The sequence below is a fragment of the Sphingomonas cannabina genome, assembly GCF_021391395.1.
Taxonomy (GTDB): domain Bacteria; phylum Pseudomonadota; class Alphaproteobacteria; order Sphingomonadales; family Sphingomonadaceae; genus Sphingomonas; species Sphingomonas cannabina.
Genome location: NZ_CP090059.1, coordinates 397,908 through 423,723, shown reverse-complemented (window position 1 = coordinate 423,723; position 25,816 = coordinate 397,908). Strand labels below are relative to the sequence as shown.

The 25,816-nt window shown below is 70.8% G+C and carries 22 protein-coding genes; 9 read left to right on the top strand and 13 right to left on the bottom strand.

The annotated features are described in order from the left end of the window. Positions 1-9: 9 nt before the first annotated feature. Together hrpB and LZK98_RS02120 are read right to left on the bottom strand one after the other, a co-directional pair. Positions 10-2,514, bottom strand: a complete 2,505-nt coding sequence (hrpB, locus tag LZK98_RS02125) for an ATP-dependent helicase HrpB (protein WP_233786477.1) — start codon at positions 2,512-2,514, stop codon at positions 10-12. A gap of 7 nt (positions 2,515-2,521) precedes the next feature. Then, positions 2,522-3,535, bottom strand: coding sequence for a polyprenyl synthetase family protein (locus LZK98_RS02120; RefSeq protein WP_233784714.1), 1,014 nt, complete (start codon positions 3,533-3,535; stop codon positions 2,522-2,524). A 96-nt stretch (positions 3,536-3,631) separates the two neighbouring features. Between LZK98_RS02120 and LZK98_RS02115 the strand changes: the two genes are divergently transcribed. Continuing rightward, the gene (locus tag LZK98_RS02115) at positions 3,632-3,922 is read left to right on the top strand and encodes a chorismate mutase (RefSeq protein ID WP_233784713.1); all 291 of its coding nucleotides are present in this window, start codon (positions 3,632-3,634) and stop codon (positions 3,920-3,922) included. Between the two features lie 228 nt (positions 3,923-4,150). Here LZK98_RS02115 and smc read toward each other — a convergent pair whose 3' ends face one another. The 4 genes from smc to LZK98_RS02095 form a co-directional block, all read right to left on the bottom strand. Further along, the gene (gene smc / locus LZK98_RS02110) at positions 4,151-7,564 is read right to left on the bottom strand and encodes a chromosome segregation protein SMC (RefSeq protein ID WP_233784712.1); all 3,414 of its coding nucleotides are present in this window, start codon (positions 7,562-7,564) and stop codon (positions 4,151-4,153) included. Between the two features lie 326 nt (positions 7,565-7,890). Beyond that, positions 7,891-8,637 carry a DsbA family protein gene (locus LZK98_RS02105; protein ID WP_233784706.1) on the bottom strand — a complete coding sequence of 249 codons (747 nt, stop codon included), beginning with the start codon at positions 8,635-8,637 and terminating at the stop codon, positions 7,891-7,893. 22 nt (positions 8,638-8,659) lie between these two features. After that, positions 8,660-9,337 carry a thioredoxin domain-containing protein gene (locus LZK98_RS02100; protein WP_233784705.1) on the bottom strand — a complete coding sequence of 226 codons (678 nt, stop codon included), beginning with the start codon at positions 9,335-9,337 and terminating at the stop codon, positions 8,660-8,662. Further along, positions 9,337-9,843, bottom strand: coding sequence for a DUF721 domain-containing protein (locus LZK98_RS02095; RefSeq protein ID WP_233784703.1), 507 nt, complete (start codon positions 9,841-9,843; stop codon positions 9,337-9,339). The genes LZK98_RS02100 and LZK98_RS02095 overlap by 1 nt, the downstream gene beginning before the upstream one ends. Positions 9,844-9,900: 57 nt before the next feature. Here LZK98_RS02095 and LZK98_RS02090 point away from each other — a divergent pair, with 57 nt between their 5' ends. The 3 genes from LZK98_RS02090 to nudC are packed head-to-tail and all read left to right on the top strand — an operon-like array spanning position 9,901 to position 13,081. Further along, positions 9,901-10,899 (top strand): A/G-specific adenine glycosylase, encoded by a 999-nt coding sequence (locus LZK98_RS02090; RefSeq protein WP_233786476.1) that lies wholly within the window; start codon positions 9,901-9,903, stop codon positions 10,897-10,899. Next, complete coding sequence (locus tag LZK98_RS02085) at positions 10,890-12,206, top strand: serine hydrolase domain-containing protein (RefSeq protein ID WP_233784702.1); 1,317 nt, start codon at positions 10,890-10,892, stop codon at positions 12,204-12,206. Before LZK98_RS02090 ends, LZK98_RS02085 begins: the two co-directional genes overlap by 10 nt. Next, the gene (nudC, locus tag LZK98_RS02080) at positions 12,203-13,081 is read left to right on the top strand and encodes an NAD(+) diphosphatase (RefSeq protein ID WP_406693715.1); all 879 of its coding nucleotides are present in this window, start codon (positions 12,203-12,205) and stop codon (positions 13,079-13,081) included. The genes LZK98_RS02085 and nudC overlap by 4 nt, the downstream gene beginning before the upstream one ends. Here the strand turns inward: nudC and LZK98_RS02075 are convergent. After that, positions 13,078-13,968, bottom strand: a complete 891-nt coding sequence (locus LZK98_RS02075; protein ID WP_233786473.1) for a prephenate dehydratase — start codon at positions 13,966-13,968, stop codon at positions 13,078-13,080. The genes nudC and LZK98_RS02075 overlap by 4 nt on opposite strands. Before the next feature lie 109 nt (positions 13,969-14,077). Between LZK98_RS02075 and LZK98_RS02070 the strand changes: the two genes are divergently transcribed. After that, on the top strand, positions 14,078-14,749 hold the full coding sequence (locus tag LZK98_RS02070; protein WP_233784700.1) for a c-type cytochrome: 672 nt from the start codon (positions 14,078-14,080) through the stop codon (positions 14,747-14,749). Between the two features lie 144 nt (positions 14,750-14,893). On the opposite strand, the gene LZK98_RS02065 is transcribed toward LZK98_RS02070, so the two are convergent. Both LZK98_RS02065 and LZK98_RS02060 read right to left on the bottom strand, forming a co-directional pair. Then, the gene (locus tag LZK98_RS02065; protein ID WP_233784698.1) at positions 14,894-15,772 is read right to left on the bottom strand and encodes an LOG family protein; all 879 of its coding nucleotides are present in this window, start codon (positions 15,770-15,772) and stop codon (positions 14,894-14,896) included. 34 nt (positions 15,773-15,806) lie between these two features. Beyond that, complete coding sequence (locus tag LZK98_RS02060; RefSeq protein ID WP_233784697.1) at positions 15,807-16,496, bottom strand: extensin family protein; 690 nt, start codon at positions 16,494-16,496, stop codon at positions 15,807-15,809. A gap of 171 nt (positions 16,497-16,667) precedes the next feature. Between LZK98_RS02060 and LZK98_RS02055 the strand changes: the two genes are divergently transcribed. The 4 genes from LZK98_RS02055 to LZK98_RS02040 all read left to right on the top strand — a co-directional run bounded on the left by LZK98_RS02055 (position 16,668) and on the right by LZK98_RS02040 (position 22,985). After that, positions 16,668-17,825 (top strand): phosphoserine transaminase, encoded by a 1,158-nt coding sequence (locus LZK98_RS02055; protein WP_233784695.1) that lies wholly within the window; start codon positions 16,668-16,670, stop codon positions 17,823-17,825. Between the two features lie 108 nt (positions 17,826-17,933). Continuing rightward, positions 17,934-19,511, top strand: a complete 1,578-nt coding sequence (gene serA / locus LZK98_RS02050) for a phosphoglycerate dehydrogenase (RefSeq protein ID WP_233784692.1) — start codon at positions 17,934-17,936, stop codon at positions 19,509-19,511. Between the two features lie 141 nt (positions 19,512-19,652). After that, positions 19,653-20,738: an ATP phosphoribosyltransferase regulatory subunit gene (locus LZK98_RS02045; RefSeq protein ID WP_233784691.1), complete on the top strand. Its 1,086-nt coding sequence runs from the start codon at positions 19,653-19,655 to the stop codon at positions 20,736-20,738. 93 nt (positions 20,739-20,831) lie between these two features. Beyond that, positions 20,832-22,985, top strand: coding sequence for a TonB-dependent receptor (locus tag LZK98_RS02040; protein WP_233784690.1), 2,154 nt, complete (start codon positions 20,832-20,834; stop codon positions 22,983-22,985). A gap of 49 nt (positions 22,986-23,034) precedes the next feature. On the opposite strand, the gene era is transcribed toward LZK98_RS02040, so the two are convergent. The 4 genes from era to lepB form a co-directional block, all read right to left on the bottom strand. After that, complete coding sequence (gene era / locus LZK98_RS02035; protein WP_233784689.1) at positions 23,035-23,928, bottom strand: GTPase Era; 894 nt, start codon at positions 23,926-23,928, stop codon at positions 23,035-23,037. After that, a complete protein-coding gene (locus LZK98_RS02030; protein WP_233784688.1) occupies positions 23,925-24,248 on the bottom strand; it encodes a GIY-YIG nuclease family protein in 324 nt (107 codons plus the stop codon). Before LZK98_RS02030 ends, era begins: the two co-directional genes overlap by 4 nt. Positions 24,249-24,315: 67 nt before the next feature. Further along, positions 24,316-25,005 carry a ribonuclease III gene (rnc, locus tag LZK98_RS02025; RefSeq protein ID WP_233784687.1) on the bottom strand — a complete coding sequence of 230 codons (690 nt, stop codon included), beginning with the start codon at positions 25,003-25,005 and terminating at the stop codon, positions 24,316-24,318. Continuing rightward, the gene (lepB, locus tag LZK98_RS02020) at positions 24,978-25,793 is read right to left on the bottom strand and encodes a signal peptidase I (RefSeq protein WP_233784686.1); all 816 of its coding nucleotides are present in this window, start codon (positions 25,791-25,793) and stop codon (positions 24,978-24,980) included. Before lepB ends, rnc begins: the two co-directional genes overlap by 28 nt. Positions 25,794-25,816 lie beyond the last annotated feature (23 nt).

Below are 25,816 nucleotides of genomic sequence, written 5' to 3'. Positions count from 1 at the left end.
GCCGCCTCCTTATCGCGACTCGGCGCGGCGCGCATCAGCCTTTTTGGTCCTGAGCGTCGCCGCCGCGCCGGCCGGATCGTCGGGCCAGGGATGCTTGGGATAGCGTCCGCGCATCTCCTTGGCGACCGCCGCCCAGCTCCCGCGCCAGAATCCCGGCAGATCGCGCGTGGTCTGGATCGGCCGTCCCGCCGGGGAGGTGAGGCTCAGCACCAGCGGCACCCGGTTCGCGCCGACGGTCGGGTGCTCGGCGAGGCCGAACAGCGCCTGCACCCTGAGCTCCACCTTGGGTCCGCCCTCGACCTCATAGTCGATCGCATGGCTGGAGCCGGCCGGGCTCTCGAACCGCGCCGGGGCGAGGCGGTCGATCGTCCGCATCGCGTCCCAGCCGAGCAGGCCCTCGAGTGCCGACGTCAATCCCTCCACCGCGTCGAGCCGCCGCTTTCCGGCGAGCAGCGGCGGCAGCCATTCGTCGAGCCGGCCGAGCAGCGCCGTCTCGCCCAGCCCTTCGATCCCGGCAAAGGCGGCGCGGGCCCTGAGCGCCCCGGCGCTCTCCGGCCACGGCAGCAGGTCGAGCCCGTGCTCGCGCACCCCCTCGAGCAGCGCCGCCTCGATCTCGGCGGCGCTCGCGGCCGAATCGGGCCCGGACGCCAGCCGCAGCGCCCCCAGCCGCGTTTCCCTGAGCGCCGTGACGGCGCCCGTCGCCGGGTCGAAGCGCACCGTCCGCCGTGTCTCGATCCGGTCGCCGAACAGCGCATCGATCGTCGTCCGCTCGATCGGCGCGGCGGAGAGGATGCGCGCGCCGGCAGCCATGCCCGCCGTCTCCGCCACCGCCAGCCACTCCTGCCGCGCGAGGTTCGACGCCGGATCAAGCCGGAACCCGCGCCCGCCGACCGATGCCCAGCTCTCGCCCGAGGCATCCCGCCGCCGCGCGACCCGATCGGGAAAGGCGAGAGCGACGCAGGTCGCGACCGGATTTAGCCCTCTCCCCTCTGGGGAGAGGGTTGGGAGAGGGGAAGAGGTCTCACCGAGACCGTCGCCCGCGGCACGGCCCCTCTCCCCAGAGGGGAGAGGGAGAAGCTTGGCCCACCGCTCCGCCAGACGCCGGGCGCTCTCGGCCCGCTGCCCGCGCTCGCTCCGCCAGCGCCGGAGACGCGCCTCCAGATCGGCGTCATTGCCCCCGAGGCCGCGCTCGCCGAGCAGCACCGCGATCTCGGCGGCGGTCCTCGCCAGCCCCATCTCGCCCGCCCGCACCAGCATGTGTCCGAGCCGCGGCGGCAGCGGCAGGCTCGCGATCATCCGGCCATGCGCGGTCGGCCGCAGGTCGGTGTCGAGCGCCTCCAGAGCCTTCAGTCGCGATCGGGCCTCCTCGACCGCGGCCGCCGGCGGCGGATCGAGCCAGCGCAGCGCGCGCGGATCGGCGATGCCCCAGATCGCGGCGGCGAGCGTCAGCGCCGACAGATCGGCCTCCAGGATCTCGGGCGGATCGAAGCGCGGCAGCCCGGCGGTCGCCGCCTCCTCCCACAGCCGATAGGCGACGCCCGGCCCCTGCCGTGCCGCGCGGCCGGCGCGCTGGGTGGCCGCCGCCTGGCTCGCGCGCTCGGTCACCAGCCGCGTCATCCCGGCCGCCCGGTCGTAACGCGGCCGCCGTGCGAGTCCGGAATCGACCACCACCCGGATGCCGTCGAGCGTCAGCGACGTCTCGGCGATCGAGGTGGCGAGCACCAGCTTGCGCGTGCCGGACGGCGCGATCGCGGCACGCTGGGCAGCGGGGTCGAGGCTGCCGTGCAGCCGGTGCAGGGCGATGCCGGGCAGCTCGCCGAGCCGCTCGGCGGTCCGTTCGATCTCGGCGACGCCGGGCAGGAAGGCGAGCACGCCGCCGTCCTCCTCGCGCAGCGCCGTGCGGATCGCCGCCGCCATCGCCTCCTCGATCCGGCTCTCGGGCGCGCGGCCGAGGTAGCGAATCGTCAGCGGATGGCTGCGTCCTTCGCTCTCGATCACCGGCGCATCGTCCATCAGCGCGGAGAAGCGCGCTCCGTCGAGGGTCGCCGACATCGCCACCAGCCTCAGGTCCGGCCGAAGCCCCGCCTGCGCGTCGAGCGCCAGCGCCAGCGCGAAGTCGCTGTCGAGGCTCCGTTCATGGACCTCATCGAACAGCACCGCCGACACGCCGGCGAGCTCGGGGTCGGCCTGGATGCGGTTGACGAAGATGCCCTCGGTCACGACCGTCACCCGCGTCGCCGCCGAGCGCTTGCTGTCCATCCGCGTCGCGTAGCCGAAGGTCCTGCCGGCCGGCTCGCCTGCCAGCGCGGCCATCCGCTCCGCCGCCGCGCGCGCCGCCAGCCGGCGCGGGCTCAGCAGCAGCACCTCGCCCGTGCACCAGCCTTCGCCGAGGAGCGCGGGAGCCACCGCCGTGGTCTTGCCCGCGCCCGGCGGGGCGACCAGCACCGCGTTGCTGCGTTCCCGCAGCGCCGCCAGCAGGTCGGGAAGGACGGCTTCGATCGGAAGCGTCGTCAGGGGCGCCTCAATAGGCGCGGGCGACGGCGAACTCGACCGCCTCGACCATCGCGTCCTTGGCGGTCGACGGCGCGAAGCGGCCGAGCGCGTCGATCGCGCGCTGGCCGTAATGGCGCGCGCGCGCCAGCGTGTCGTCGACCGCGCGGGTCTGCCGGATGTGATCGACCGCCTCGGCGAAATCGGCGTCGGTAGCGCGGCGCCCGGCGATCGCGTCGCGCCAGAAGTCGCGCACACCCTCGTCGCCGCGGGCGTAGGCGAGGATCACCGGCAGCGTCACCTTGCCCTCGCGGAAGTCGTCGCCGGCTTCCTTGCCCATCGTGCCGGCGTCGCTGACATAATCCAGCGCGTCGTCGACCAGCTGGAAGGCGATGCCGAGGTTGCGGCCATAGGCGTCGAGCGCGACCTCGTCCGCCTCCGGCCGTTCGGCCACGACGGCGGCGATGCGGCAGGCGGCGGCGAACAGCGCGGCGGTCTTGGCGCCGATGATGTCGAGATAGCGCTCCTCGCCCAGCTCGATCTGGCGGACGGCGGTGAGCTGGTTGACCTCGCCCTCGGCGATCACCGCGCTGGCGTTCGACAGAATCTTGAGCGCCTTCAGCGATCCGTCCTCGACCATCAGTTCGAAGCTGCGGCTGAACAGGAAATCGCCGACCAGCACGCTCGCCGGGTTGCCCCAGATGATGTTGGCGGTGCGCCGCCCGCGCCTCAGGTCCGAATTGTCGACGACGTCGTCGTGGAGCAGGGTCGCGGTGTGGATGAACTCGACCGCGGCGGCGAGCCTGTGGTGGCGGTTGCCGGTATAGCCGAGCAGCGCCGCGCCGGCGAGCGTCAGCATCGGCCGCATCCGCTTGCCGCCGCCGGCGATGAGGTGGCCGGCGAGCTCGGGGATCAGCGGGATGTCCGACTGCATCCGGTCGAGGATGACCGCGTTCACCAGGTTCATGTCGTGCGCGACCAGCGCCATCATCGGATCGAGCGAAGGCGCGCGCTTGGCGTCGAGGCGATGAACGGTTGCGCTCATGGGCGGCAGATGGCGGGGCGCGGACGGAAACGCAAGCCTTGCGCCGGGATGCGCGGCGTTTCAAAGCGGCGCGGGCATTCGCGTACGAGGACAGGCATGAGCGACGAGACGCTGCAACGCTATCGCCAGAGCATCGACAATATCGACATGGCGCTGGTGTGCCTGCTCGCCGAACGCTTCAAGGTTACCCAGGCGGTCGGCCGCTACAAGGCCGAGGCGGGGCTGCCGCCGGCCGATCCGGGTCGCGAGGAGCAGCAGATCGCCCGCCTGCGCGCGCTGGCGGTGCAGGCGGACCTCGATCCCGAATTCTCCGAGAAGTTCCTGCGCTTCATCATCGACGAGGTGATCCGCCACCATGAGCGGGCGCGGGAAGCGCGGGAGGTTTGAGGTTCACGCGAAGGCGCGAAGAAGAGAAAGATAAGAGGTTCACGCGGAGGCGCGGAGACGCGGAGGTGGTTCGCCTGTGGTGCTCATCTCGCGTCAGCGAGACCTTTCAACCTGTAGCGAGTGGTAAGCAAGAAGGCCGCTGGCGCGGCTGAGAGTGAGGCAGGCGACGTATCTCCGCGCCTCCGCGTCTCCGCGCGAACAAACTCTTCGCGCCTCGCGTGAACAAGATCACTCCGCTGCCAGCAGCCGTTCCGCGCCGCCGAGGTCGACCGAGACCAGCCGGCTCACTCCCTTCTCGACCATCGTCACGCCGAACAGCCGGTGCATCCGGCTCATCGTCGCGGCATTGTGGGTGACGATGAGGTAGCGGGTATCGGTCTCCTCGATCATGCGGTCGAGCAGGTCGCAGAAGCGGTCGACATTGGCGTCGTCGAGCGGCGCGTCGACCTCGTCGAGCACGCAGATCGGCGCCGGATTGGTGAGGAACAGCGCGAAGATCAGCGCGACCGCGGTCAGCGCCTGCTCGCCGCCCGACAGCAGAGTCAGCGACTGCAGCCGCTTGCCCGGCGGCTGCGCCATGATCTCCAGCCCCGCCTCGAGCGGATCGTCCGAATCGACGAGCTCGAGATGCGCCTGGCCGCCGTTGAACAGCGTCGTGAACAGCCGCCGGAAGTGCCCGTCCACCGCCTCGAACGCCGCGAGCAGCCGCTGCCGCCCCTCGCGGTTCAGGGTGCCGATCGAGCCGCGCAGGCGATGGACCGCCTGGATCAGCTCGTCGCGCTCGGCGGCGTTGGTGGTGCTGGCGGCCTCCAGCTCGGCGAGCTCGCTCTCGGCGACGAGATTGACCGGCCCGATCCGCTCGCGCTCGGCGAGCAGCCGCTCGTGGCGGGCGGATTCGTCGACGGGCGCGCCGACATCGGCCTCGGCGAACTCGATACGCTGCGGCAGCAGCGGTGGCGGGCATTCGAAACGCTCGCCCGAGAGGCGTCCCATCTCGACCCGCCGCGCTTCCTGGTTCTCCGCGCGCGCCACCGCGCCGGCACGGGCCTCGCGCGCTTCCGCCAGGGCCTCGGCGATGACGCGGGCGGCGGCCTCCTGCGCGCGGACCTCGGCCTCGGCCGCGCGCTCGCCTTCGAGCGCCCGGTCCGCGGCGGCGCGCAGCTCGGCATGGCCGGCCTCGACCCGCGCGATCTCCCTGGCGAGCGCGGCGGGGCGGGTGGACAGCGCCGCGATCTCCTCCGCCAGGCTCGCCTCGCGCGTGCCCATCTCGGCGATGCGGCGCGCGGCCTCGCCGGCGCGTGATTTCCAGCCCTTCGCCTCGGCCGCCGCGGCGGCGAGGCGCGCGCGCGCGTCGGAGACGGCGCGGTCGTGCGCCGCCCGCTCGGCGCGAGCGGTGGCGACCGCCGCGCGCGCAGCCTCGGCATCGCCGGTCAGCGCGGCGACGCGTGCGCGGGTGGCGGCGCCATCGGGGAGCGCGGCGATCGCAGCTTCGGCGCGGGCGAATTCGGCTTCGGCCTCGGCACCCTCGGCCTCGACCCGCTGGCGCCGTGCATCGAGATCGGCGCGCTGCGCCTCGGCGCGTTCGAGCGCGGCGGTGGCGCGGTCCTCGCCGCGAGCGGCCTCGCGCGCGCCGGCTTCGGCCGAATCGAGCAGCCGCCGGGCGTCGGCGGCGGCGCGGCGCGCCTCGGCGATGGTGGCGTCGATCCGGGCGAGCTCGGCGTCAGCAGTCTCGACCGCGCGCACCGCCGCCGGCCGCGCCGCCTCGATCGCGCGCAGGCGGTTGAGCCGCTGCAGCCGCTCGGCCGCCGCCGCGCCGCCCTGGCGCGCGACATAGCCGTCCCAGCGCCGCAGCACCCCGGCCAGCGTCACCAGCCGCTGGCCGACGGCGAGCGGCCGGCCGTCGTCGCTCTCCACCACCAGGATCTGCCGCAGCCGCCGCGCCAGCGCCGCGGGAGCCTTGACGTGATCGGCGAGCGGACTCGCCGCCACCGGATCGTCGGGCAGCGGCTCGGCGCCCGCCCAGTAGCGATCGGCCTTGGCATCGAGCCCGGCCTCGAGATCGTCGCCCAGCGCCGCCGCCAGCGCGCGCTCATAGCCCGGATCGGGGCGGAGCTGGTCGAGCAGCTTGTCCCCGCCTGTCGTCCGCGTCGCCTTGGCCAGCGCCGCCGCCTCGCTGTCGAGCGCGGCGAGCTCGGCATGCGCCTCGGCGCGGGCATTCTGCGCATGATCGCGCCCGGCAATCGCACCGCGCTCCTCGGCGTCGGCGCGGGCGAGCGCGGTGCGCGCCTGCTCGGCATGGCGCTGGCACTTCGCGCGCTCCTCGGCGGCGCGCTTGCGCTCGGCCTTGAGCGGCTCGGGATCGGCGAGCCGCGCCGTCTCCGCCGCCAGCGCGGCCTTGTCGCGCTGCGAACGGTCGCGCCGCTGGCGTGCGGCGGCGAGCGCGGCGTCGGCGACCCTGGCGTCCGCCGCCTCGGCCGCCTGCTCGGCCAATGCCTGCGCCAGCGCCACCTCGGCATCGCGCGCGCCGCGCTCGGCTTCGGCGAGCGCGGCCTCCAGCGCCGGCAGGCGGTCCGTGCCTTCGGCGATGCGCGCCTCGAGCGCCTTGCTTTCCTCCCCCAGCCGCTCGAGCGCCTCGGCGGCGTCATGCGCCAGCGCCCCCTCGCGCGCGCGGTCGTCGACCAGGCGTCTCGCCGTGTCCTGCAGCTCGACCAGCCGCCGCTCGGCGCTGTCGCGTTCGGCGCGCAGCCCGGCGAGCTTGTGCCCCGCCTCGCTCGCCTGGTCGCGCGCGGCCAGCGCCGCGGAGCGCGCCACCACCAGCAGCTCGGTCGCCTTGGCCTGCGCTGCCTCGGCCATGCGCGACGCCTCGCCGCGCTCGGCGACCAGCGCCTCGGCGGCGGCGGCCTCGGCCTTGGCGGCATCGGCGGCGGCGGCGGCATCGCGCCAGCGCGCGAAGATCATCCGCGCCTCGGCGACGCGGATGGTGGCGGAGAGGGTGCGGTAGCGCTCCGCCTGCCGCGCCTGGCGCTTCAGCGCGGCGGCGCGCGCCTCCTGGTCGGAGATCACCTCGTCGAGCCGGGCGAGGTTGGTCTCGGTCGCGCGCAGCTTCTGCTCGGCGTCCTTGCGGCGGACGTGCAGGCCGGCGATGCCCGCCGCCTCCTCCAGCATCGCGCGGCGCTCGGCGGGCTTGGCCTGGATGATCGCGCCGATCCGGCCCTGGCTCACCAGCGCCGGCGAATGCGCGCCGGTCGCGGCGTCGGCGAAGGCGAGCGCGACGTCCTTGGCGCGCACGTCGCGGCCGTTGATGCGATAGGCGGAGCCGGCGCCGCGCTCGATCCGCCGCACCACCTCCAACTCGCCGTCGCCTTCGCCCCCCTCACCTGCCACCTCATCGGCAAGGATCGACACTTCGGCGAAGTCGCGCGGCGGCCGGCTGGCGGTGCCGGCGAAGATCACGTCCTCCATGCCGGCGCCGCGCATCGACTTGGCGCTGGTCTCGCCCATCACCCAGCGCAGCGCCTCGAGCAGGTTGGACTTGCCGCAGCCGTTGGGACCGACCACGCCGGTCAGCCCGGGCTCGATCCGGAGGTCCGCCGGGTCGACGAAGCTCTTGAAGCCGGTCAGCCTGAGCCGCTTGATCCGCATGGCGCTAGGACCGGCCGAGGTTCGGACGGGCCGCGCGACCGGCGCCAAGGGGAAGGGAGTCGCGCTTCATTCGTTCACTTTGCTCCACTTGTCCCCCGGGGCTGTGCGGCGGCAGCCCCGATGCAAGTCAAGCAAAGCAAATCCTATTAGGGAAGCGATTTGTTTGAGCTGCATTTCCCCTCTCCTTTTGGGAGAGGGAGGGGCCCGCCCGGCGTAGCCGGGTGGGAGGGTGAGGGCGACCACGCCCGCCGCAGTCACCCTCACCCTCCCGCAGCTTCGCTGCTCCTTCCCTCTCCCAAAGGGAGAGGGACAGTAGGACACCCGCTCTACCGCGCCCCGGCGTTGCGCAGCGCCGGCTCGAGCTGCGACCAGGACACCACGCCCTCGACCGGCTTGTCGTTGAGGATGAAGGTCGGCGTGCCGGTCACCAGCCCGCTGGCGCCGGCGTCGTTGGTGACCTTGGCCAGCGCATCGATCGCCTTCTGGTCGGTGAGGCAGGCGCGCGCCTTCGCCTCGGGCACGCCGCGCTGCTTGAAGAAGTCGATGAGGCCCAGCTTCTCCGCCCAGGCGGTCGAGACCTGGCCCGGCGACTTGCCCTGGAGGCTGGCGGTGAACGCCTGATCCTTGCTCGCCGCCTCGAGCGGCTCGAGGTAGCTCAGCTGGTTCTGGTACATCTGCTCGAGGATGACGAAGAACGGCTCGGTGCCGACGCAGGTGCCGAGCAGGCTGGCGGCGAGGTCGGGGGCGCCATGGACCAGGAACTCGCGGAACTCGTAGCTGACCTTGCCGGTCGAGACATATTTCTGCTCGAGCGGCTGCATCCCCTCGCGCCCGAAGATGCCGCAGGTCGGGCAGGTGCGGGAGCCGTACTCGACCAGCTTGAGCGGCGCATTGGGATTGCCCAGGCGATAGCCCTGCTCGGTCTTCTCGACGACGTCGGTCCATTGCTTGCCGGCGGGCGGCGCCGCGCCGGCGACCGGCGGCGCCTCGGTGGTGCCGTTGGCGCCGGTCGATCCGCCGCCGCCGCATCCGGCGAGGGCGATCAGCGCGGTGAGGGCGAGGAGGTTACGCATTCCTTGACTCTCTCCTGGGGGTCTATCGGGCGCCGGCGGCGCGGAGCTTGGGCTCCAGCGTCGCCCAGTCGAAGGTATTGGCGGCGAGCGTGCCGTTGATCTCGAAGCCGGGCGTGCCGTTGATCTTGGCGAAGGCGGCCTCGGTCATCTTGAGGATCGGGCTCAACGTGGCGTCGCCCTTGAGGCAGGCCGTGAGCGCGGCCGGCGTCACCCCGTGCCGCGCGCCGATCGCGCTGAGGCCGCTGTTGTCGGCGACCGCCCGGAGCTGCGCCGCCTGCGGCATCGCCTTCACCGCGGCGAGATTGGCTTGGACATAGGCCTCGCCCTTCTTCATCCAGTCGTCCTGCGCCGCGAAGATCGCGCTGCTGAGGCCGGCGAAGCGGCGCGGCCCGCCGCAGCGCGCCACCACCCAGGCGGCGAGGTCGAACGGATCGCGCGCGGCGCTGCGCGTCTCGACCCGGACGGTGCCGTCGCGCACCATGCGGTCGTGCAGCACCGCCTTCGATTCGGCGGCGAAATGCGCGCAATGGGGGCAGGTGAAGCTCAGATACTCGACCAGCACCACCTTGGCCGCGGGATTGCCGACGGTGAAGCCGCCCGTCGCCGGCGCGACGCCGACGTTGGTGCGCCAATCGCGCGCCTGGGGGGACGCCGCGGCAGTGAGGAGCGCGCCGAACAGGAGCGCGAGGAGGATGCGCATCAGTTGATCTTGCCGATCTTGGGAATGGGGCCGGCGCCGACGCCGGCGGCGAGCCCTTCGAGGACGGCCTTGAGCTCGGGGTCGGCGATGGTGCGCAGGCTGTCGCCGAGCTCGACCGGAACCGGTCGGACGGCGGGCGGGGCGACACGCTGCGGCCGCTTGATCTCGCCCTGGCGGATGACGATGCGGCCGACCGCGGCATAGCCGAAGAAGCGGTTGACCCGCTCGATGATCTCCGGGCCGATGTGCTGCATCATCGTCGCGTGCGGTCCCGCGACGGTGAGCGTCAGCGTGCCGTTGGCGCGCTCGCCCATCGGGAAGCGGATTGAATCGGGCGCGGAGACGCGGGCGTATTTCTCGCCGACGATCTCGGCCCAGCGGCTGATCACCGAGGATTGCACGAAGCCGAAGCGGCGGAAGGCGGCGCGGCCCACGTCGGGGAGCAGCTCGCTCACCTTGCGGACGCGATTCGCGCGCTGCGGTTCGGGGGCGTCGGGCTTCGGCATCGCGCTCACCCATGCCATAGGGCGCGGGTGTCCGCAAAGCCTTCCATCTCCGACCTGCTGCTCGCCTGGTACGATGCCAACGCCCGCGTGCTCCCCTGGCGCGCGCCGCCGGGGAGCAACGCCGCCAATCCCTATCGCGTGTGGCTGTCGGAGGTGATGCTGCAGCAGACCACCGTCGCCGCGGTGACGCCGCGATTCGCGGCGTGGATCGCCCGCTGGCCGGACTTCGCCAGCCTCGCCGCGGCGTCGGAGGAGGAGGTGATGGGGGCCTGGGCCGGGCTCGGCTATTATGCCCGCGCGCGCAACCTCGTCGCCTGCGCCCGCGCGGTGGCGGCGCGGGGCGGCTTCCCGACGACCGAGGCCGAGCTCAGGCAGCTTCCCGGCATCGGCGACTATACCGCCGCCGCGGTCGCGGCGATCGCCTTCGGCCGGCGGGCGGTGGCGATCGACGCCAATGTCGCGCGCGTGGTCGCGCGGCTGTTCGCGCTGGCGGACAAGGCGGACGTGCCGGCGCATGCCGAGCGCATCACGCCGGACCTGCGCGCCGGCGATTTCGCCCAGGCGATGATGGACCTCGGCGCGACCGTCTGCACGCCGCGCGGCCCGCGCTGCCTGCTGTGCCCGCTTCGCACCGAATGCCGGGGATTCGCGAGCGGCACCCCCGAGGCGTTTCCGGCCCGGGCGGCGAAGAAGGCGCGGCCGACCCGTCACGGCACGATCTTCTGGCTCGAGCGCGATGGCCGCGTCCTGCTCGTGCGCCGTCCGCCGAAGGGGTTGCTCGGCGGGATGCGCGCGCTGCCGACCGGCGACTGGGCGGAAGCGCCGCCGGGCCTCGCCGGCGCCCCTGCCACGGCGGGCTGGCAGCTGCTCGAGGACGAGGTCACGCACGTCTTCACCCATTTTCGGCTCGAATGCCGGCTTGCGGCCGCCTCGATCGCGGCGCAGGAAGTGCACGCGGAGGGTGAATGGTGGCCGATCACCGATCTTGGCGCGGCGGGTTTGCCGACGCTGTTCGCCCGCGCGGCGCAACTGTTCGGGAGAGAGCGATGGGGATGAGATTGGCGGCGGCGATCCTGCTGGCGGGCAGCGTGACGGCATCCGCATGGGCCCGGCAGGCGCAGCCCGCGCCGGCGCCGGCTCCGGCGGTTCAGGCGTCGATCGGCCGCTACCCTGCCCTCAAGACTCTGGTCGACCGCTATGTCGCCGAGGGCAAGACCAACGGCATCGTCGTCGCGATCGGCGAGGGCAGCGCGCCGCCGACCTTCCTCGTCGCCGGCACCATCGCTGCCGAGCCGGGGTCGGAACCGGCCGGTCCCGACAGCCTGTGGCGGGTCTATTCGATGACCAAGCCGATCACCGCGATGGCGGCGATGATGCTGATCGAGGACGGCCGGATGTCGCTCGACCAGCCGATCAGCGACTTCATCCCCGCCTTCAAGGACATGAAGGTGCTGACCGACCCCGCCAACAGCCTCGCCGCGCGGCCGGCGGCGCGGCCGATCACGATCCGCCACCTGCTGACCCATACCGCCGGGCTCGGCTACACCATCGTCACCAAGGGGCCGCTGCTGGAGGAATACAACCGGCTCGGCATCGTTCCGGGACAGGTCGACATTAGGACCGAGACCGAGGCGCGCAAGGCGCGTCCGGCGAGCCTCCAGGAATTCGCCAACCGCGTCGCCAGCCTGCCGCTGATTGCCGATCCCGGCACCGAATGGAGCTATTCGATCGCCCTCGACGTGATGGGGGCGGTGATCGAGAAGGCGAGCGGCATGACGTTCGACGCCTTCGTGCAGAAGCGGATCCTCGGTCCGCTGAAGATGACCTCGACCTTCTGGCAGGTGCCCGCCGCGGACGTCGGCCGGCTCGCCAGCAACTATGCCTGGGTCGGCGACAACCGCGTGCCGATCGATCCGGCGGCGACCTCGGTCTATCTCCAGAAGCCGAGCTTTCCCTATGGCGGCGCGGGCCTGGTCATGTCGGCGCGGGACTATGACCGTTTCCTGCAAATGCTGCTGAACGAGGGCGAGGTCGACGGCGTGCGCGTGATGAAGCCGGAGACGGTGCGGCTCGCCATGTCCAACCTGCTGCCGCCGGGCGTCACCTTCGGCGGCGTCGGTGGCAACACCGGCGGCGACGCCAGTCCCGAGCAGGGCTATGGTGCCGGCGGCTCGGTCTACCTGCGCGACGTGCCCGGCGGGGCGAGCAAGGGCACCTACGGCTGGGGCGGCGCCGCCGGGACGGTCGCCTGGGTCGATCCGGTGCGCAAGGTCCGCGGCACGGTGATGGTCAATTATTTCCCCTCCGACAAATGGCCGCTCCGCGCCGATGTCGTGAAGGCGCTCTACGCCGATCGTCCGTGAGCGTGCGTCCCGGCTTCACCGGCGGCTGGCTCGACCGCGCCGACCATGTCCGCATGAATGCCGATGCCCTCGACGCGGCGGCGGGCGACTGGCGCGCGCGGCTGCTCAAGCTCGACGGCAGCTTCGATCCGATGATCGGCGATGACGGCAAGCTCATCTGGTCGAACCTCGCCGAGCGCGCGGATGATGGGGAGCTGCTGTTCCTGGGCCTCGACGCGGGCGGCCGCCCCCATTTCGCCGAGACGCGGCTCAGCGATCCGCCGGCGGTGGACCGTTCGCCGGCGCTGTTCGGGATGCTGGCGCTCATGCCCGACGAGGAAGCGGCGGTGTTCGCCGCCGCGCGGCATCTCGTCTCCTGGCACGCGCGGCACCGGCGCTGCTCGGTCTGCGGCGCAGGGACCGGCCTGATCCGCGGCGGCTGGGCGCGGGTCTGCCCTGACTGCGGCGCGGAACATTATCCGCGCGTCGATCCGGTGGTCATCATGATCGCCGAGCACGACGGCCGTGCGCTGGTCGGCCGCGGGCCGAGCTGGCCCGCGCGGCGCTATTCGGCCCTGGCCGGCTTCGTGGAGCCTGGCGAGACGATAGAGGAGGCGGTGGCCCGCGAGATACACGAGGAGGCCGGCGTGCGCGTGCGCGACGTCCGCTATGTCGCGAGCCAGCCTTGGCCGTTCCCGGGCTCGCTGATGATCGCCTGCATCGCGCTCGCCGACGATCCGTCGATCACGATCGACCCGAACGAACTGGAGGACGCGATGTGGGTCTCGCGCAAAGACGTCCGCGCAGCGTTGGCAGGCGAGGAAAGCGCCCCCTTCCTCTGCCCGCCCCGCTACGCGATCGCGCATACGCTGCTGACGGCCTGGCTCGGCGATTAGGGCCGCGGCCGCGCTTGGGCGTAGGTGCCGAGCAGGCGCAGCCACTTGGAGTGGAAGCCCAACTCCTCCAGCGCCCGATCGACGGCCGGCTCGCCGGGACGGCCGACGATGTCGGCGTAGAATTCGGTCGCGGCGAAGCTGGCGCCGCGTTGGTAGCTCTCGAGCTTGGTCATGTTGACGCCGTTGGTGGCGAAGCCGCCGAGCGCCTTGTAGAGCGCGGCGGGGACATTCTTCACCTCGAAGATGAAGGTGGTCATGAACGGTCCGTCGCCTTCCAGCGGCCGCGAGCCGCGCGCCAGCGTCACGAAGCGCGTGACGTTGTGCTCGGCGTCCGACACATCCTCCTCGAGCACGTCGAGCCCGTAGAGCCCGCCCGAGGCCGGCGGCGCGAGCGCGGCGATCGTCGGATCGCCCTTCTCCGCCACCATCGCCGCGGCGCCGGCGGTGTCCGGATAGGCGACCGGCGCGATGCCGTGCGCGCGCAGCCAGTGACGGCACTGGCCGAGCGCCTGGGGGTGGCTCATCGCCTCCCGGATCCCCTCGCGCGGGCCCTTGGCGAGCAGCGCGTGGCGGATCGACAGGAAATGCTCGCCGACGATCACCAGCCCCGATTCGGGCAGCAGGAAGTGGATGTCGGCGACGCGGCCGTGAAGCGAGTTCTCGATCGGGATGATCGCACAGCCGGCCGTGCCCTTCTGCACCGCCTCGATCGCGTCGGAGAAGTCGAAGCAGGGGAGCGGCAGCCCGTCCGGCACGGCTTCCATCGCAGCGACATGGCTGTTGGCGCCCGGCGCGCCCTGGAAAGCGACCGCACGCTCAGGGTCCGCGGCGGCGGCTTTGGCCATGCGGGCGACGATCGGACGGGCGGGGGCGGCGAAATTCTCCATGATGCCGGGCGCGTAGCCGTCGCATTTCATCATCGCAAGCGCGGCTTGCCGCGACGAAATGTGCGCCTTAAAGGAGCACGACCTTTCTAGTTCTTCCATCGGCGGGCAAATGGACAATCGGACCAACACGATCGCGGGCTGGGTGCTGGCTGCATGCGTTTCCGCGCTGGGGCTCTCGATCGTGAGCGGCATGGCATTCCACGGCGAGAAGCCCGAGAAGATGGGCTATCCCATCGAGGGCGTCGAGGAGAGCGGCGGGGCGGCCGCGGCCGACAAGCCGATCGCGGCACGGCTCGCAACCGCCGATCCGGCGAAGGGCGCCGAGGTGTTCAAGAAGTGCGCGGCCTGCCACACGATCAACCAGGGCGGCGCGAACGGCGTCGGGCCGAATCTCTACGCCACGCTCGGCGAAGGGATCGCACAGGGCAAGGGCGGCTTCGCCTTCTCCGACGCGCTGAAGAAGGTCGGCGGCACCTGGGACTTCGACAAGATGGACGCGTGGCTCAAGAGCCCGCGCAAGTTCGCCGACGGCACCAAGATGACCTTCGCCGGCCTCGGCAATGCCGACGATCGCGCCAACGTGATCGCCTATCTGAACCAGCAGGGCTCGAACCTGCCGCTCCCCGCCGCTCCGGCCGAGGGGGCTGCGCCGGCGGCGGCCGATGCCGCGACCAAGACGGGCGAGGCGGGTGAGACCGCCAATGTGGCCAACGCCGCGGCGCCTGCTCCGGGCGCGCCGACCGTCGACAAGGCGGCAGCGGTCGAAGCCGAGAAGCACTAAGGTCTTTGGACCACTTCGTCACCCCGGCCTTGTGCCGGGGTCCACTAAGCAGCCAGGCACTGGTTTCGAGGTTCCAGCCGGAACCTCACCGCCTGTCCTCGTGGAGAAGTGGATGCCGGAACAAGTCCGGCATGACGATATAGGTTACGGCACCATCATCCCGCCGCGATCGCGGTAGAAGGCGCGGACCACGTCCCACCCCTCCTCCGCCGTCTCGACATAGGTGAACAGGCTGAGGTCGCGCGGGGAGATCACGCCCTCCTCGCAGAGCCCCGGGAAGTTCACCACCCGCTCCCAGAACTCGCGCCCATAGAGCAGCACCGGGATCGGCGCGATCTTGCCGGTCTGGATGAGCGTCAGCAGCTCGAACAGCTCGTCGAACGTGCCGAACCCGCCCGGAAAGGCGGCAAGCGCGCGGGCGTGGAGCAGGAAGTGCATCTTCCGCAGTGCGAAATAGTGGAACTGCAGGCTGAGGCGGGGGGTGACATACTGGTTCGGCGCCTGCTCGTGCGGCAGCACGATGTTGAGCCCGATCGTCTCCGCGCCGACATCGGCCGCGCCGCGATTCGCCGCCTCCATGATCGAGGGCCCACCGCCCGAACACACCACGAAATGGCGCTTGCCGGCCTCGTCGACCGGGAAGCCGCTGGCGAGCCGGGCGAGTTCGCGCGCGACCTCGTAGTAACGCGATTTGGCGGCGAGGCTCTCGGCGATACGCTTGGCCTCGCCCTCGGGCGCGGCGGCGACCAGCGCCTCGGCCTTGTCCGGCGCCGGGATGCGCGCCGATCCGTAGAAGACGAAGGTGGAGGCGATGTTCGCTTCGTCGAGCAGCAGCTGCGGCTTCAAGAGCTCGAGCTGGAAACGGACGGGACGCAGGTCCTCGCGCAGCAGGAAATCCATGTCCTGGAAGGCGAGGCGGTAGGCCGGATGCTCGGTCTGGGGAGTGCTGATGCCCTTCCTGGCGGTCTCGGCATCCTGCTCGGCGCGCGGGAAGACGCGCGCGGGGACTTTCGTGTCGGTCATTTTTGCGGGCCTTAGAGGAATGCGCGGGTCTTGGCTATCGGCAGAACGGCCGTCCGCCCATGTCGAAATGCAGGTGGTTGTAATGCGCGGCGTTGTAGTCGGGGCTCAGCACCGTCCTGAACCGCTTGCAGGCGGAGGCACGGACGATCTGGAGGAAGTCGCGTACCGCCGGGTCGGGATTGCGCCAGTCCTGCTCGATCGCGATCCGGCGCCCGTCGGCGAGCACGAAGGCGGAGACGTCGACGGCATTGGCGTGCGCATGTTCGGAGAGCTTGCCGGCGGTGGCCCCGCCGCCCCCGATGATGCCGCGGCACGAATAGGTGCCGAAGGTCTCGATCCTCACCACCGGGCTGCCGAGGATCTCCCGCCCGGCCGGCACCACGCCGTAGCGCGCCCAGGCGACGAAGGTGCGCGAGAGCGGGCAGGTCATCGCCTTGAGGTTGGTGGTGGGCACGCCGAAGTCGATGAGCTGGACGGTGCCGGTCAGGATACAGCCGCCGCCGAAGTCGCGGTCGGGCAGCGGCGAATAGCGGACGTTCGCGCCGGAGAGGTCGGCGAAGCATTGCCGCGTCTCGCGCGACGGTTCCGAGCTGAGCGTGATCGGCGCGCTGTTGCGCGGTCGCGGCGCGGGCCGCTCGCCGCCGCAGGAGGTGAGCATAAGCGTCAGCGCCAGCCCCGCCACGCCGGCGACGCGCCGCCGTCCACCCCGCCCGTACACTCGCATGGACGAGACTTTGCGGCATGGCGGACTCGGGCACAAGGCCGCGGTGACGAAGGGGATCGCCAAATGCGGCAGAATGCACGCCCGCGCTTGACAGCAGCCGCCGCATCGTTAGGGCCGCCGGCGGGCCACGCGGTCCCAACGCCGCGCGTGCTCTCTGCAAGGAGAGTCTACATGACTGATACGCTCGTACCCGGCGCCACAGCTGCGCCCGCCAAGCCCGCCACCAAGCCGGCGCGCCCCCACTTCTCCTCCGGTCCCTGCGCCAAGCCTCCCGGCTGGTCGCCCGAGAAGCTCGCCGTCGACGTGCTCGGCCGCTCGCACCGCTCGAAGCTCGGCAAGGCCCGGCTCCAGTACGCCATCGACCTGATGCGCGAGCTGCTCCAGCTGCCCGACACGCATCGCATCGGCATCGTGCCCGGCTCCGACACCGGCGCATTCGAGATGGCGATGTGGACGATGCTCGGCGCGCGCGGCGTCACCGCGCTGGCCTGGGAGAGCTTCGGCGAGGGCTGGGTGACCGATGCGGTCAAGCAGCTCAAGCTCGAGCCGACGGTGATCCGCGCCGACTATGGCCAGCTCCCCGATCTCGACAAGGTCGACTGGGCCGACGACGTGCTGTTCACCTGGAACGGCACCACCAGCGGCGTGCGCGTACCCGACGGCGAGTGGATCCCGGCCGACCGCGAGGGGCTGAGCTTCGCCGACGCGACCAGCGCGGTGTTCGCCTATGACCTGCCGTGGGACAAGATCGACGTCGCCACCTTCTCTTGGCAGAAGGTGCTGGGCGGCGAGGGCGGTCACGGCGTGCTGATCCTCGGCCCCCGCGCGGTCGAGCGGCTCACCGAATATACGCCGGCTTGGCCGCTGCCCAAGGTGTTCCGGCTCGTCTCCAAGGGTGCGCTCGCCGAGGGCGTCTTCAAGGGCGAGACGATCAACACCCCGTCGATGCTTGCGGTCGAGGATGCGATCTTCGCGCTCGAGTGGGCGAAATCGGTCGGCGGGCTGAAGGGATTGATCGCGCGCTCCGACGCCAATGCCGCCGCGCTCGACAAGATCGTCGCGGAGCGTGATTGGCTCGGCCATCTCGCGGTCGACCGCGGCATCCGGTCGAAGACCAGCGTATGCCTGACCGTCGAGGGCGCCGACGAGGCGTTCATCAAGAAGATGGCCTCGCTACTGGAAGCGGACGGCGCGGCGTTCGACATCGCCGGCTATCGTGATGCCCCGGCGGGGCTGCGCATCTGGTGCGGCGCCACGGTCGACACCGCCGATATCGAAGCGCTCGGCCCGTGGCTCGACTGGGCCTACGCGACGGCCAAGGCGGGCTGACCTGCCCCTGGGCACCCGCGCAGGCGGGTGCACAGGGCCGCAAGCGGTTCCCCTCGCAACTCTAGGCTCCCGCTTTCGCGGGAGCACATGCTCTTGAAAGGCACGCACATGCCCAAAGTCCTCATCAGCGACAAAATGGACCCCACCGCCGCCGAGATCTTCCGCGCGCGCGGGATCGAGGTCGACGAGATCACCGGCAAGACGCCCGACGAATTGAAGGCGATCATCGGCCGATACGACGGCCTCGCCATCCGCAGCGCGACCAAGGTGACCAAGGAGATCCTCGACGCCGCGACCAACCTCAAGGTGGTCGGCCGCGCCGGCATCGGCGTCGACAACGTCGACATCCCGCACGCTTCGGCCAAGGGCGTGGTGGTGATGAACACCCCGTTCGGCAACTCGATCACCACCGCCGAGCACGCGATCGCGCTCATGTTCGCGCTCGCCCGCCAGCTGCCGGAAGCCGACGCCTCGACCCAGGCCGGCAAGTGGGAGAAGAACCGCTTCATGGGCGTCGAGCTGACGTCCAAGGTGCTCGGCCTGATCGGCGCCGGCAACATCGGCTCGATCGTCGCCGACCGCGCGATCGGCCTCAAGATGAAGGTGATCGCCTATGATCCCTTCCTCAGCCCCGAGCGCGCGATCGAGCTCGGCGTCGAGAAGGTCGAGCTCGACGAGCTGCTCGCCCGCGCCGACTTCATCACGCTGCACACGCCGCTCACCGACCAGACCCGCAACATCCTGAGCCGCGAGAACCTCGCCAAGACCAAGAAGGGCGTGCGCATCATCAACTGCGCGCGCGGCGGGCTGGTCGACGAGGCGGCGCTCAAGGAGGCGCTCGATGCGGGCCATGTCGCCGGCGCCGCGCTCGACGTGTTCGTGACCGAGCCGGCCAAGGAGTCGCCGCTGTTCGGCACGCCGAACTTCATCTCGACCCCGCACCTCGGCGCGTCGACCAGCGAGGCGCAGGTCAACGTCGCGATCCAGGTCGCCGAGCAGATGGCCGAGTATCTCACCACCGGCGGCGTCACCAATGCGCTCAACATGCCGAGCCTGTCGGCCGAGGAAGCGCCGCGCCTGAAGCCCTACATGGCGCTGGCCGAGGAGCTCGGCAGCCTGGTCGGCCAGCTCAGCCACGGCGCGATCCCGCGCATCTCGATTCATACCGAGGGCGCGGCGGCCGAGCTCAACCCGAAGCCGATCGTGAGCGCGGTGCTCGCCGGATACCTGCGCACGCAGACCGCGACGGTCAACATGGTCAACGCCCCCTATCTGGCGAAGGAGCGCGGGCTCGAGGTGCGCGAGGTACGGACCGAGAAGGAAGGCGATTACCACACGCTGCTGCGCGTCTCGGTGAAGACCGACGCCGGCGAGCGTTCGGTCGCCGGCACCTTGTTCGGCAACCAGGCGCCGCGCCTGGTCGAGCTGTTCGGCATCAAGGTCGAGGCCGATCTCGCCGGCCACATGCTCTATGTGGTGAACGAGGATGCGCCGGGCTTCATCGGCCGCCTGGGCTCGCTGCTCGGGCAGGAAGGCGTCAACATCGGCACCTTCCACCTCGGCCGCCGCGAGGCGGGCGGCGAGGCGGTGCTGCTGCTGTCGGTCGACGAGGCAGTGACGCCGGACCTCATCGCCAAGGTCCGCGCGCTGCCGGGCGTGAAGACCGCGATGGCGCTGGCGTTCTGATCCTGAGCGGGGGGGGGGGGTGGGAGGTGTTTCCACCTCCTCGTTCGCCCTGAGCTTGTCGAAGGGCCGTCCTTCTTCTAGCCGGGGCAAGTGAGGACCGGGCTTCGGCACGCTCGGCCCGATGAGGGGCTTCATCCATTGATGACCGGCTTGCTTCCCGAGGGCTTCGACGATCGCCTGCCGCCGTTCGCGGACGCGGCGGCGCGGCTGGAGCGAGGCGTGCTCGATGCCGCACGGCTCAACGGCTATGAGCAGGTCGAGCCGCCGCTGGTCGAATATGCCGACGAGCTCACCCGCCGGCTGAAGGCGGGCGCGGTGCGCGACGCGGTGCGCTTCGTCGATCCGCTGTCGCAGCGCACGCTGGCGATCCGGCCCGACATCACCGCGCAGATCGGCCGGATCGCGGCGACGCGGATGGCGCATCATCCGCGCCCGATCCGCCTCAGCTACGCCGGCCCGGTGCTCAAGCTCCGCGCCTCGGAACTGCGCCCGGCGCGGGCGATGCGGCAGATCGGCGTCGAGCTGATCGGCCTCGACAGCGTCGCCGCCGCGACGGAGGTGGTACGCGTCGCGGTCGACGCGCTCGCCGCGGTCGGGGTGAAGGGACTGTCGATCGACTTCACCCTGCCCGACATCCTCGCGACGCTCGCCGGCGATCTTGCGCCGGAGACGCGGACTGCGCTGAGCGAGGCGCTCGACGCCAAGGACGCGGGCCGTGTCGCCGCGATCGACCGCGCCTATCTGCCGCTGATAGAAGCCGCGGGACCCTTCGCCGCCGCGGTCGAGAAGCTGCGCGCTCATGACAAGCTCGCCAGCCGGCTCGACGGCTTGGTCGCGATTGCCGAGGCGCTGCCGGAGGGTATCGGCCTCACGCTCGATCCCACCGAACGCCACGGGTTCGAGTACCAGAGCTGGGTCGGCTTCTCGATCTTCGGCGGCGGCGCGCGCGGCGAGATCGGGCGCGGCGGCAGCTACACCATCGTCCACGACGGCGGCCGCGAGGAGCCGGCGGTGGGCTTCACGATCTTCGCCGATTCGATCCTTGAATCTCAGGGCCGCTCGGTCGAGCGGCGGCGATTGTTCCTGCCGTTCGGGACCGATGCTGCGGCGGCGGCGAAGCTGCGCACCGACGGCTGGGTGACGGTCGCCGCGCTCACCGGTGACGATACGCCCGAGGCGCAGCTGTGCACCCATGTCCTGACGCGGCATGGGCCGGAGCCCCTGTAACACTCCGCTGTAAGGATCGGCCGGCCCGGGTGTTGCTGCGATGCGACAATTCGGACTTGATACGTTGTAACATTGCTCGTAACAGGCGCGCCCATGCTGAAGCTCGCCTCCGCCGCCAGCCTGATCGCGCTGGCCGTCACCGCCGCTCCCGCCTTCGCGGAAGACACGCCCGCCGCTCCGGCACCTGCTCCGCAGCAGCACGATCATGCCAACGATCCGGGCGACATCGTCATCACCGGCATCATCGAACGGAGCGAATCGGACGTGCTACAGGGCACCTCGGTCGTCACCGGCGAGCAGCTGACCCGCAGCCTGCGCCCGACCATCGGCGAGACGCTCGCCCGCCAGCCCGGCGTGTCGGCGACGTCGTTCGGGCCGAGCGCGTCGCGGCCGATCCTGCGCGGCTTCCAGGGCGATCGCGTCCGCGTGCTGACCGACGGCATCGGCTCGATCGACGTCTCCAACACCTCGGTCGACCACGCCGTCATCATCGATCCGCTGCTCGCCGAGCGCATCGAGGTGGTGCGCGGGCCGTCCGCGCTGCTCTACGGCTCGTCGGCGGTGGGCGGCGTCGTCAACGTGATCGACACGCGCATCCCGCGCAGCATCCCCGAGGACGGCTATCGCCTGCAGGGCATCGCCACCTACGGCTCGGCCGCCAACGAGCGCACGGTGGGCGCGGCGGGCGACGTCGCCGTCGGCGGCCCGTTCGTGGTCCATGCCGACGGCAGCTATTCCAAGTCCGGCAACCTCAGGACCGGCGGCTATCTGCTCGCACCCTGGGCGCGTGCCGCGTCGCTCGCCAGCGCCGGCCTGCCGCAGGATCCGGACGAGGAGCCGATCGACTTCGCCGGCCAGGCCAGGCTCAAGGGCAAGCTCCCCAATTCCTCGGCCGAGACCTGGACCGCCGGCTTCGGCGCCTCGGTGATCACCGACACCGGCAACCTCGGCGTCTCCTACAGCCACTATGACAGCCTCTACGGCGTGCCGATCCGCTATGCGACCGAGCCTGGCCAGGAGCAGGAGGCGCCGCGGCTCGACGTCGTGCAGAACCGCGTCGACCTGCGCGGCGAGATCGATACCGGCGGCGGCTTCCTCGACCAGATTCGCCTCCGCATCGGCCACGCCAACTATCGCCATTACGAGTTGGAGGAAGACGGATCGATCGGCACCGCCTTCTACAACAACGGCACCGAGGGGCGGCTCGAGCTGGTCCAGGCCAATCGCGGCGGCTGGACGGGCGCGTCGGGCGTCCAATATTTCAACCGCGCCTTCAACGTCGTCGGCGACGAGGCCTTCCTGCCGCGCAGCGAGACCAACCAGTTCGGCGTCTTCACGCTCCAGCAGCTCGATCTCGGCGCGTTCAAGGTCGAAGGCGGTCTGCGCTACGAAGTGACCGACCAGGACGCCAAGACGCTGGCCGACGATCTCTCCTTCTTCGGCGGCAGGCGGCATTTCGAGACGCTGTCGGGCTCGCTCGGCGCCTCCTACGCGATCGCGTCCGACTGGCGGATCGGCGTCAACGTCTCGCGCACCGAGCGCGCGCCCTCGGCCGAGGAGCTGTTCGCCAACGGCCCGCACGCCGGCACCCAGGCGTGGGAGCTCGGCAATCCCTTCTTCAAGACCGAGAAAGGCTGGGGCGTCGAGGCGACGCTGCACGGCCACGGCGACGGCTACAGCTTCGACGCCTCCGCCTATTACAACTGGTTCTCCAACTTCATCTACGAGAACCAGGTGGCGCAGTCGGTGTGCGATGCGGCCGCGGCGCCGTCCGGCCGCGACGTCGACCTGCCGTGCTTCCAGTCGCTCCAGGCCGACGCGCGCTACTGGGGCCTGGAGGCCAACGCCTCGGTGCGGCTGGCGCGGCTCGGCGGCTGGACGATCAATGCCGACGCGCTCGGCGACTATGTCCATGCCAACATCGTCGACCAGGGCCCGGCGCCGCGCATCCCGCCGCTCCGCCTTCTCGGCGGGCTCGAGGCGCAGAGCGATGCGCTCACCGGCCGGTTCGAGGTCGAGCATGTGTTCAAGCAGGACCGCGTCACCGATTTCGAGACGACCACGCCGGGTTACACCATGGTCAACGCCTCGGCGTCGTGGAAGCCGTTCGGCGATAAGAAGCTCGACCTGGTCCTCAGCGCCAACAACATCTTCGACGTCGTCGCGCGGCGCGCCTCGAGCTTCCTCAAGGACTTCGCTCCGCTCGCGGGCCGCGACATCCGCGTGACGGCGCGGTTCGCGCTCTGACGGCCAAAGGGGGCGCGGCGCCGGCGACCCTCTGACGCCGGCGCCGCGGTCACTCGACCCAGTCGAGCCCGATGTCGCGATAGAGCCCGCGGTCCTCCTCCCATCGCGGGTTCACCTTGACGTGCAGGTAGAGGTGGACCGGCACGCCGAGCAGTTCCTTCAATTCGGCGCGGGCGCGGGCGCCGATCTCCTTGATGCGGCTGCCGCCCTTGCCGAGCACGATCGCGCGCTGGGTGTCGCGCGCGACCAGGATCTGCTGGTGGATCTCGACCGATCCGTCCTCGCGTTCCTTGTAGAGCTCGGTCTCGACCGCGCTGTCGTAGGGGAGCTCGGCATGGAGCTGGTGGTAGAGCTGCTCGCGCGTCACCTCGGCGGCGAGCATCCGGTCGGTGACGTCGGCGACCTGATCCTCGGGGAAATGCCACGGGCCTTCGGGCATCCGTTTCGCGAGTTCGGCCTTGAGCTCGGGCACGCCGTCACCGGTCGTCGCGCTGACGAAGAAGGTCTCGTCGAACGGCAGCAGTTCGTTGAGCTTGGCCGCGTGGCCGAGGAGGCGCGGCTTGTCGGCGACGTCGACCTTGTTGAGGATGAGCAGCTTTGGCTCGGGCCGCGCCTTGAGCGCTTCGATGATCATGGTCACCTTTGGCCCGATCCCCGCCTTGCCGTCGACGACCAGTGCGATCAGGTCGGCGCCCTCCGCGCCGCTCCAGGCGGCGGCGACCATCGCCCGGTCGAGCCGGCGGCGGGGCTCGAAGATGCCCGGCGTGTCTACCAGCAGGAGCTGGGCGTCGCCCTCGATCGCGATCCCCATCAGCCGCGCGCGCGTGGTCTGCGCCTTGGGGCTGACGATCGCGACCTTCTGTCCGACCAGCGCGTTGACGAGCGTCGACTTGCCCGCATTGGGCGCGCCGACGACGGCGACGAGGCCGCAATGCTGGGTCATGGGGTGTTCCCTTCACCCGTTCGTCCTGAGCTTGTCGAAGGACCGTTCTTGCTCGCCGCAAGCACTGAAATCGCGGCCCAATCCCCTCGAACCAATGCCAGCTTCTTCGCCCGGCTCCAACCCTTGATCCGGCGTTCCGTTTCCAGGGCTTCGAGACGGGTCGGGAAGTCCTGCGACCAGACGAGCTCCAATGGGAGGTACTGCCGAGTGTAGGCGGACTTGCCGGCATGATGCTCGGCAATACGCGCTTCGAGATTGTCGGTGTGGCCGACATAGAACACGCCGCCACGGCAATGGAGCATATAGGCCCAGAAGCTCATCGCCCGCTGTCCCCATCAAAGAACGGTGCTTCGACAAGCTCAGCACGAACGGGGAGAGGGACGAGGCTCATTTCGTTAGTTTCCCGAGCAACGCCGCCGCCGCCGCCGTCTCCGCTTCCTGCTTGGATGTGCCCTCTCCCTCAGCCTCGGCGAGCTTGCCGATCGCGACCTTCACCCGAAAGCGCGGCGCGTGATGCGGGCCGGTGCGGTCGACCACCGCATATTCTGGCGGGCGTCGGTTGTGCGCGGCCGCCCATTCCTGGAGCGCGGACTTGGGGTGCTGCGGCGCGCGGAGCTGGTCGATGCGGTCGGCCCAATGCTGACGGACGAAGGCTCTCGCCGCCTTCAGCCCGCGGTCGAGATAGAGCGCGCCGATCAGCGCCTCCATCACGTCGCCGAGCACGTTGTCGCTCGCCGCGGCGCCGTCGTCGCGCGCCTGCTTGCCGAGGCGGACATGCGCCGGCACCCCCAGCTCGCGCGCCACTTCCGCGCAGACCGGGCCGGTCACCAGCGCGTTGAACCGCTTGGAGAGCTGGCCCTCCGGCTCATCCGGAAAGCGCTCGTAAAGCCATTCCGACATGGCCAGCCCCAACACACGGTCGCCCAGGAACTCGAGCCGTTCGTAATTTGCCGCGGCCTGGCTGCCGTGCGTCAGCGCACGCTCGAACACGGCGCGGTTGGCCGGAGCCGCGCCGAACGTCGCTGCGAGCCAGGCGTCGAGATCGCTGCTCAGAACCCCATCCCGAGACGCTTCCACCGCGCGGCGGTGAACCAGGTCCACGGCAGGAACCAGTTGGCCGTGCCGTCGGTCGACCAGAAGTTGACCAGCGCCTTGCCTTCGACATTCTCGATCGGCACCAGCCCGATCGCCTCGCCCTCGACCGCGGGGAAGCGGCTGTCGGCGCTGGCGTCGCGGTTGTCGCCCATCATGAACAGGTGGCCGGCCGGCACGGTGTAGACGCCGGTGTCGTCGGCCTGCGGGTAATAGCCGCGGTCGAGCACGTTGTAGCTCTTGCCGTTGGGCAGCGTCTCGCGGAACTGCTGGTAGCGGCACACCGGCTTGCCGCCGACATCGTCCTGGAACTGCGCCTCGCAGCCGTAGTTGGGGGTGATCGGCACGATGAAATCGGCGACGCGCTGCTTGGGCACCGGCTTTCCGTTCAGCACGAGCTGGCCGTGGACCATCTGGATGGTGTCGCCGGGGACGCCGATCACGCGCTTGATATAGTCGGCCTTGTTGCCCGGCGGCGCCTTGAACACCACCACGTCGCCGCGCGCGGGCGTCGACGGGAAGATGCGGCCGGGGATCAGCGGCAGGCTGAACGGCAGCGAGTGCCGGGAATAACCGTAGTTCCACTTGGAGATGAAGAGATAGTCGCCGATCAAGAGCCGCGGCAGCATCGACTCGCTCGGGATCGAGAAGGGCGAGAGGATGAAGCTGCGGAAGACGAACACGATCAGCGCGAGCTTGATGAGGAAGCTCAGCGTCTCGCGCCATTCGGAGCGCTTGGGCTTTGTCGCCGGAGCGGTAGCGGTGTCGGACATGATGTGCACGGCATGTGGCGGCG

Bases quoted from the DNA above. Each gene is read 5' to 3' on its own strand.
- smc (WP_233784712.1), bottom strand. From the start codon at position 7,564: ATGCGGATCAAGCGGCTCAGGCTGACCGGCTTCAAGAGCTTCGTCGAC.
- LZK98_RS02105 (WP_233784706.1), bottom strand. From the start codon at position 8,637: ATGCGTAACCTCCTCGCCCTCACCGCGCTGATCGCCCTCGCCGGATGC.
- LZK98_RS02065 (WP_233784698.1), bottom strand. From the start codon at position 15,772: ATGACCGACACGAAAGTCCCCGCGCGCGTCTTCCCGCGCGCCGAGCAG.
- LZK98_RS02085 (WP_233784702.1), top strand. From the start codon at position 10,890: ATGGGGATGAGATTGGCGGCGGCGATCCTGCTGGCGGGCAGCGTGACG.
- LZK98_RS02040 (WP_233784690.1), top strand. From the start codon at position 20,832: ATGCTGAAGCTCGCCTCCGCCGCCAGCCTGATCGCGCTGGCCGTCACC.
- LZK98_RS02045 (WP_233784691.1), top strand. From the start codon at position 19,653: ATGACCGGCTTGCTTCCCGAGGGCTTCGACGATCGCCTGCCGCCGTTC.
- lepB (WP_233784686.1), bottom strand. From the start codon at position 25,793: ATGTCCGACACCGCTACCGCTCCGGCGACAAAGCCCAAGCGCTCCGAA.
- LZK98_RS02030 (WP_233784688.1), bottom strand. From the start codon at position 24,248: ATGAGCTTCTGGGCCTATATGCTCCATTGCCGTGGCGGCGTGTTCTAT.
- era (WP_233784689.1), bottom strand. From the start codon at position 23,928: ATGACCCAGCATTGCGGCCTCGTCGCCGTCGTCGGCGCGCCCAATGCG.
- serA (WP_233784692.1), top strand. From the start codon at position 17,934: ATGCCCAAAGTCCTCATCAGCGACAAAATGGACCCCACCGCCGCCGAG.
- LZK98_RS02060 (WP_233784697.1), bottom strand. From the start codon at position 16,496: ATGCGAGTGTACGGGCGGGGTGGACGGCGGCGCGTCGCCGGCGTGGCG.
- LZK98_RS02100 (WP_233784705.1), bottom strand. From the start codon at position 9,337: ATGCGCATCCTCCTCGCGCTCCTGTTCGGCGCGCTCCTCACTGCCGCG.
- LZK98_RS02055 (WP_233784695.1), top strand. From the start codon at position 16,668: ATGACTGATACGCTCGTACCCGGCGCCACAGCTGCGCCCGCCAAGCCC.
- LZK98_RS02070 (WP_233784700.1), top strand. From the start codon at position 14,078: ATGGACAATCGGACCAACACGATCGCGGGCTGGGTGCTGGCTGCATGC.
- LZK98_RS02115 (WP_233784713.1), top strand. From the start codon at position 3,632: ATGAGCGACGAGACGCTGCAACGCTATCGCCAGAGCATCGACAATATC.
- LZK98_RS02075 (WP_233786473.1), bottom strand. From the start codon at position 13,968: ATGGAGAATTTCGCCGCCCCCGCCCGTCCGATCGTCGCCCGCATGGCC.
- LZK98_RS02095 (WP_233784703.1), bottom strand. From the start codon at position 9,843: ATGCCGAAGCCCGACGCCCCCGAACCGCAGCGCGCGAATCGCGTCCGC.
- LZK98_RS02120 (WP_233784714.1), bottom strand. From the start codon at position 3,535: ATGAGCGCAACCGTTCATCGCCTCGACGCCAAGCGCGCGCCTTCGCTC.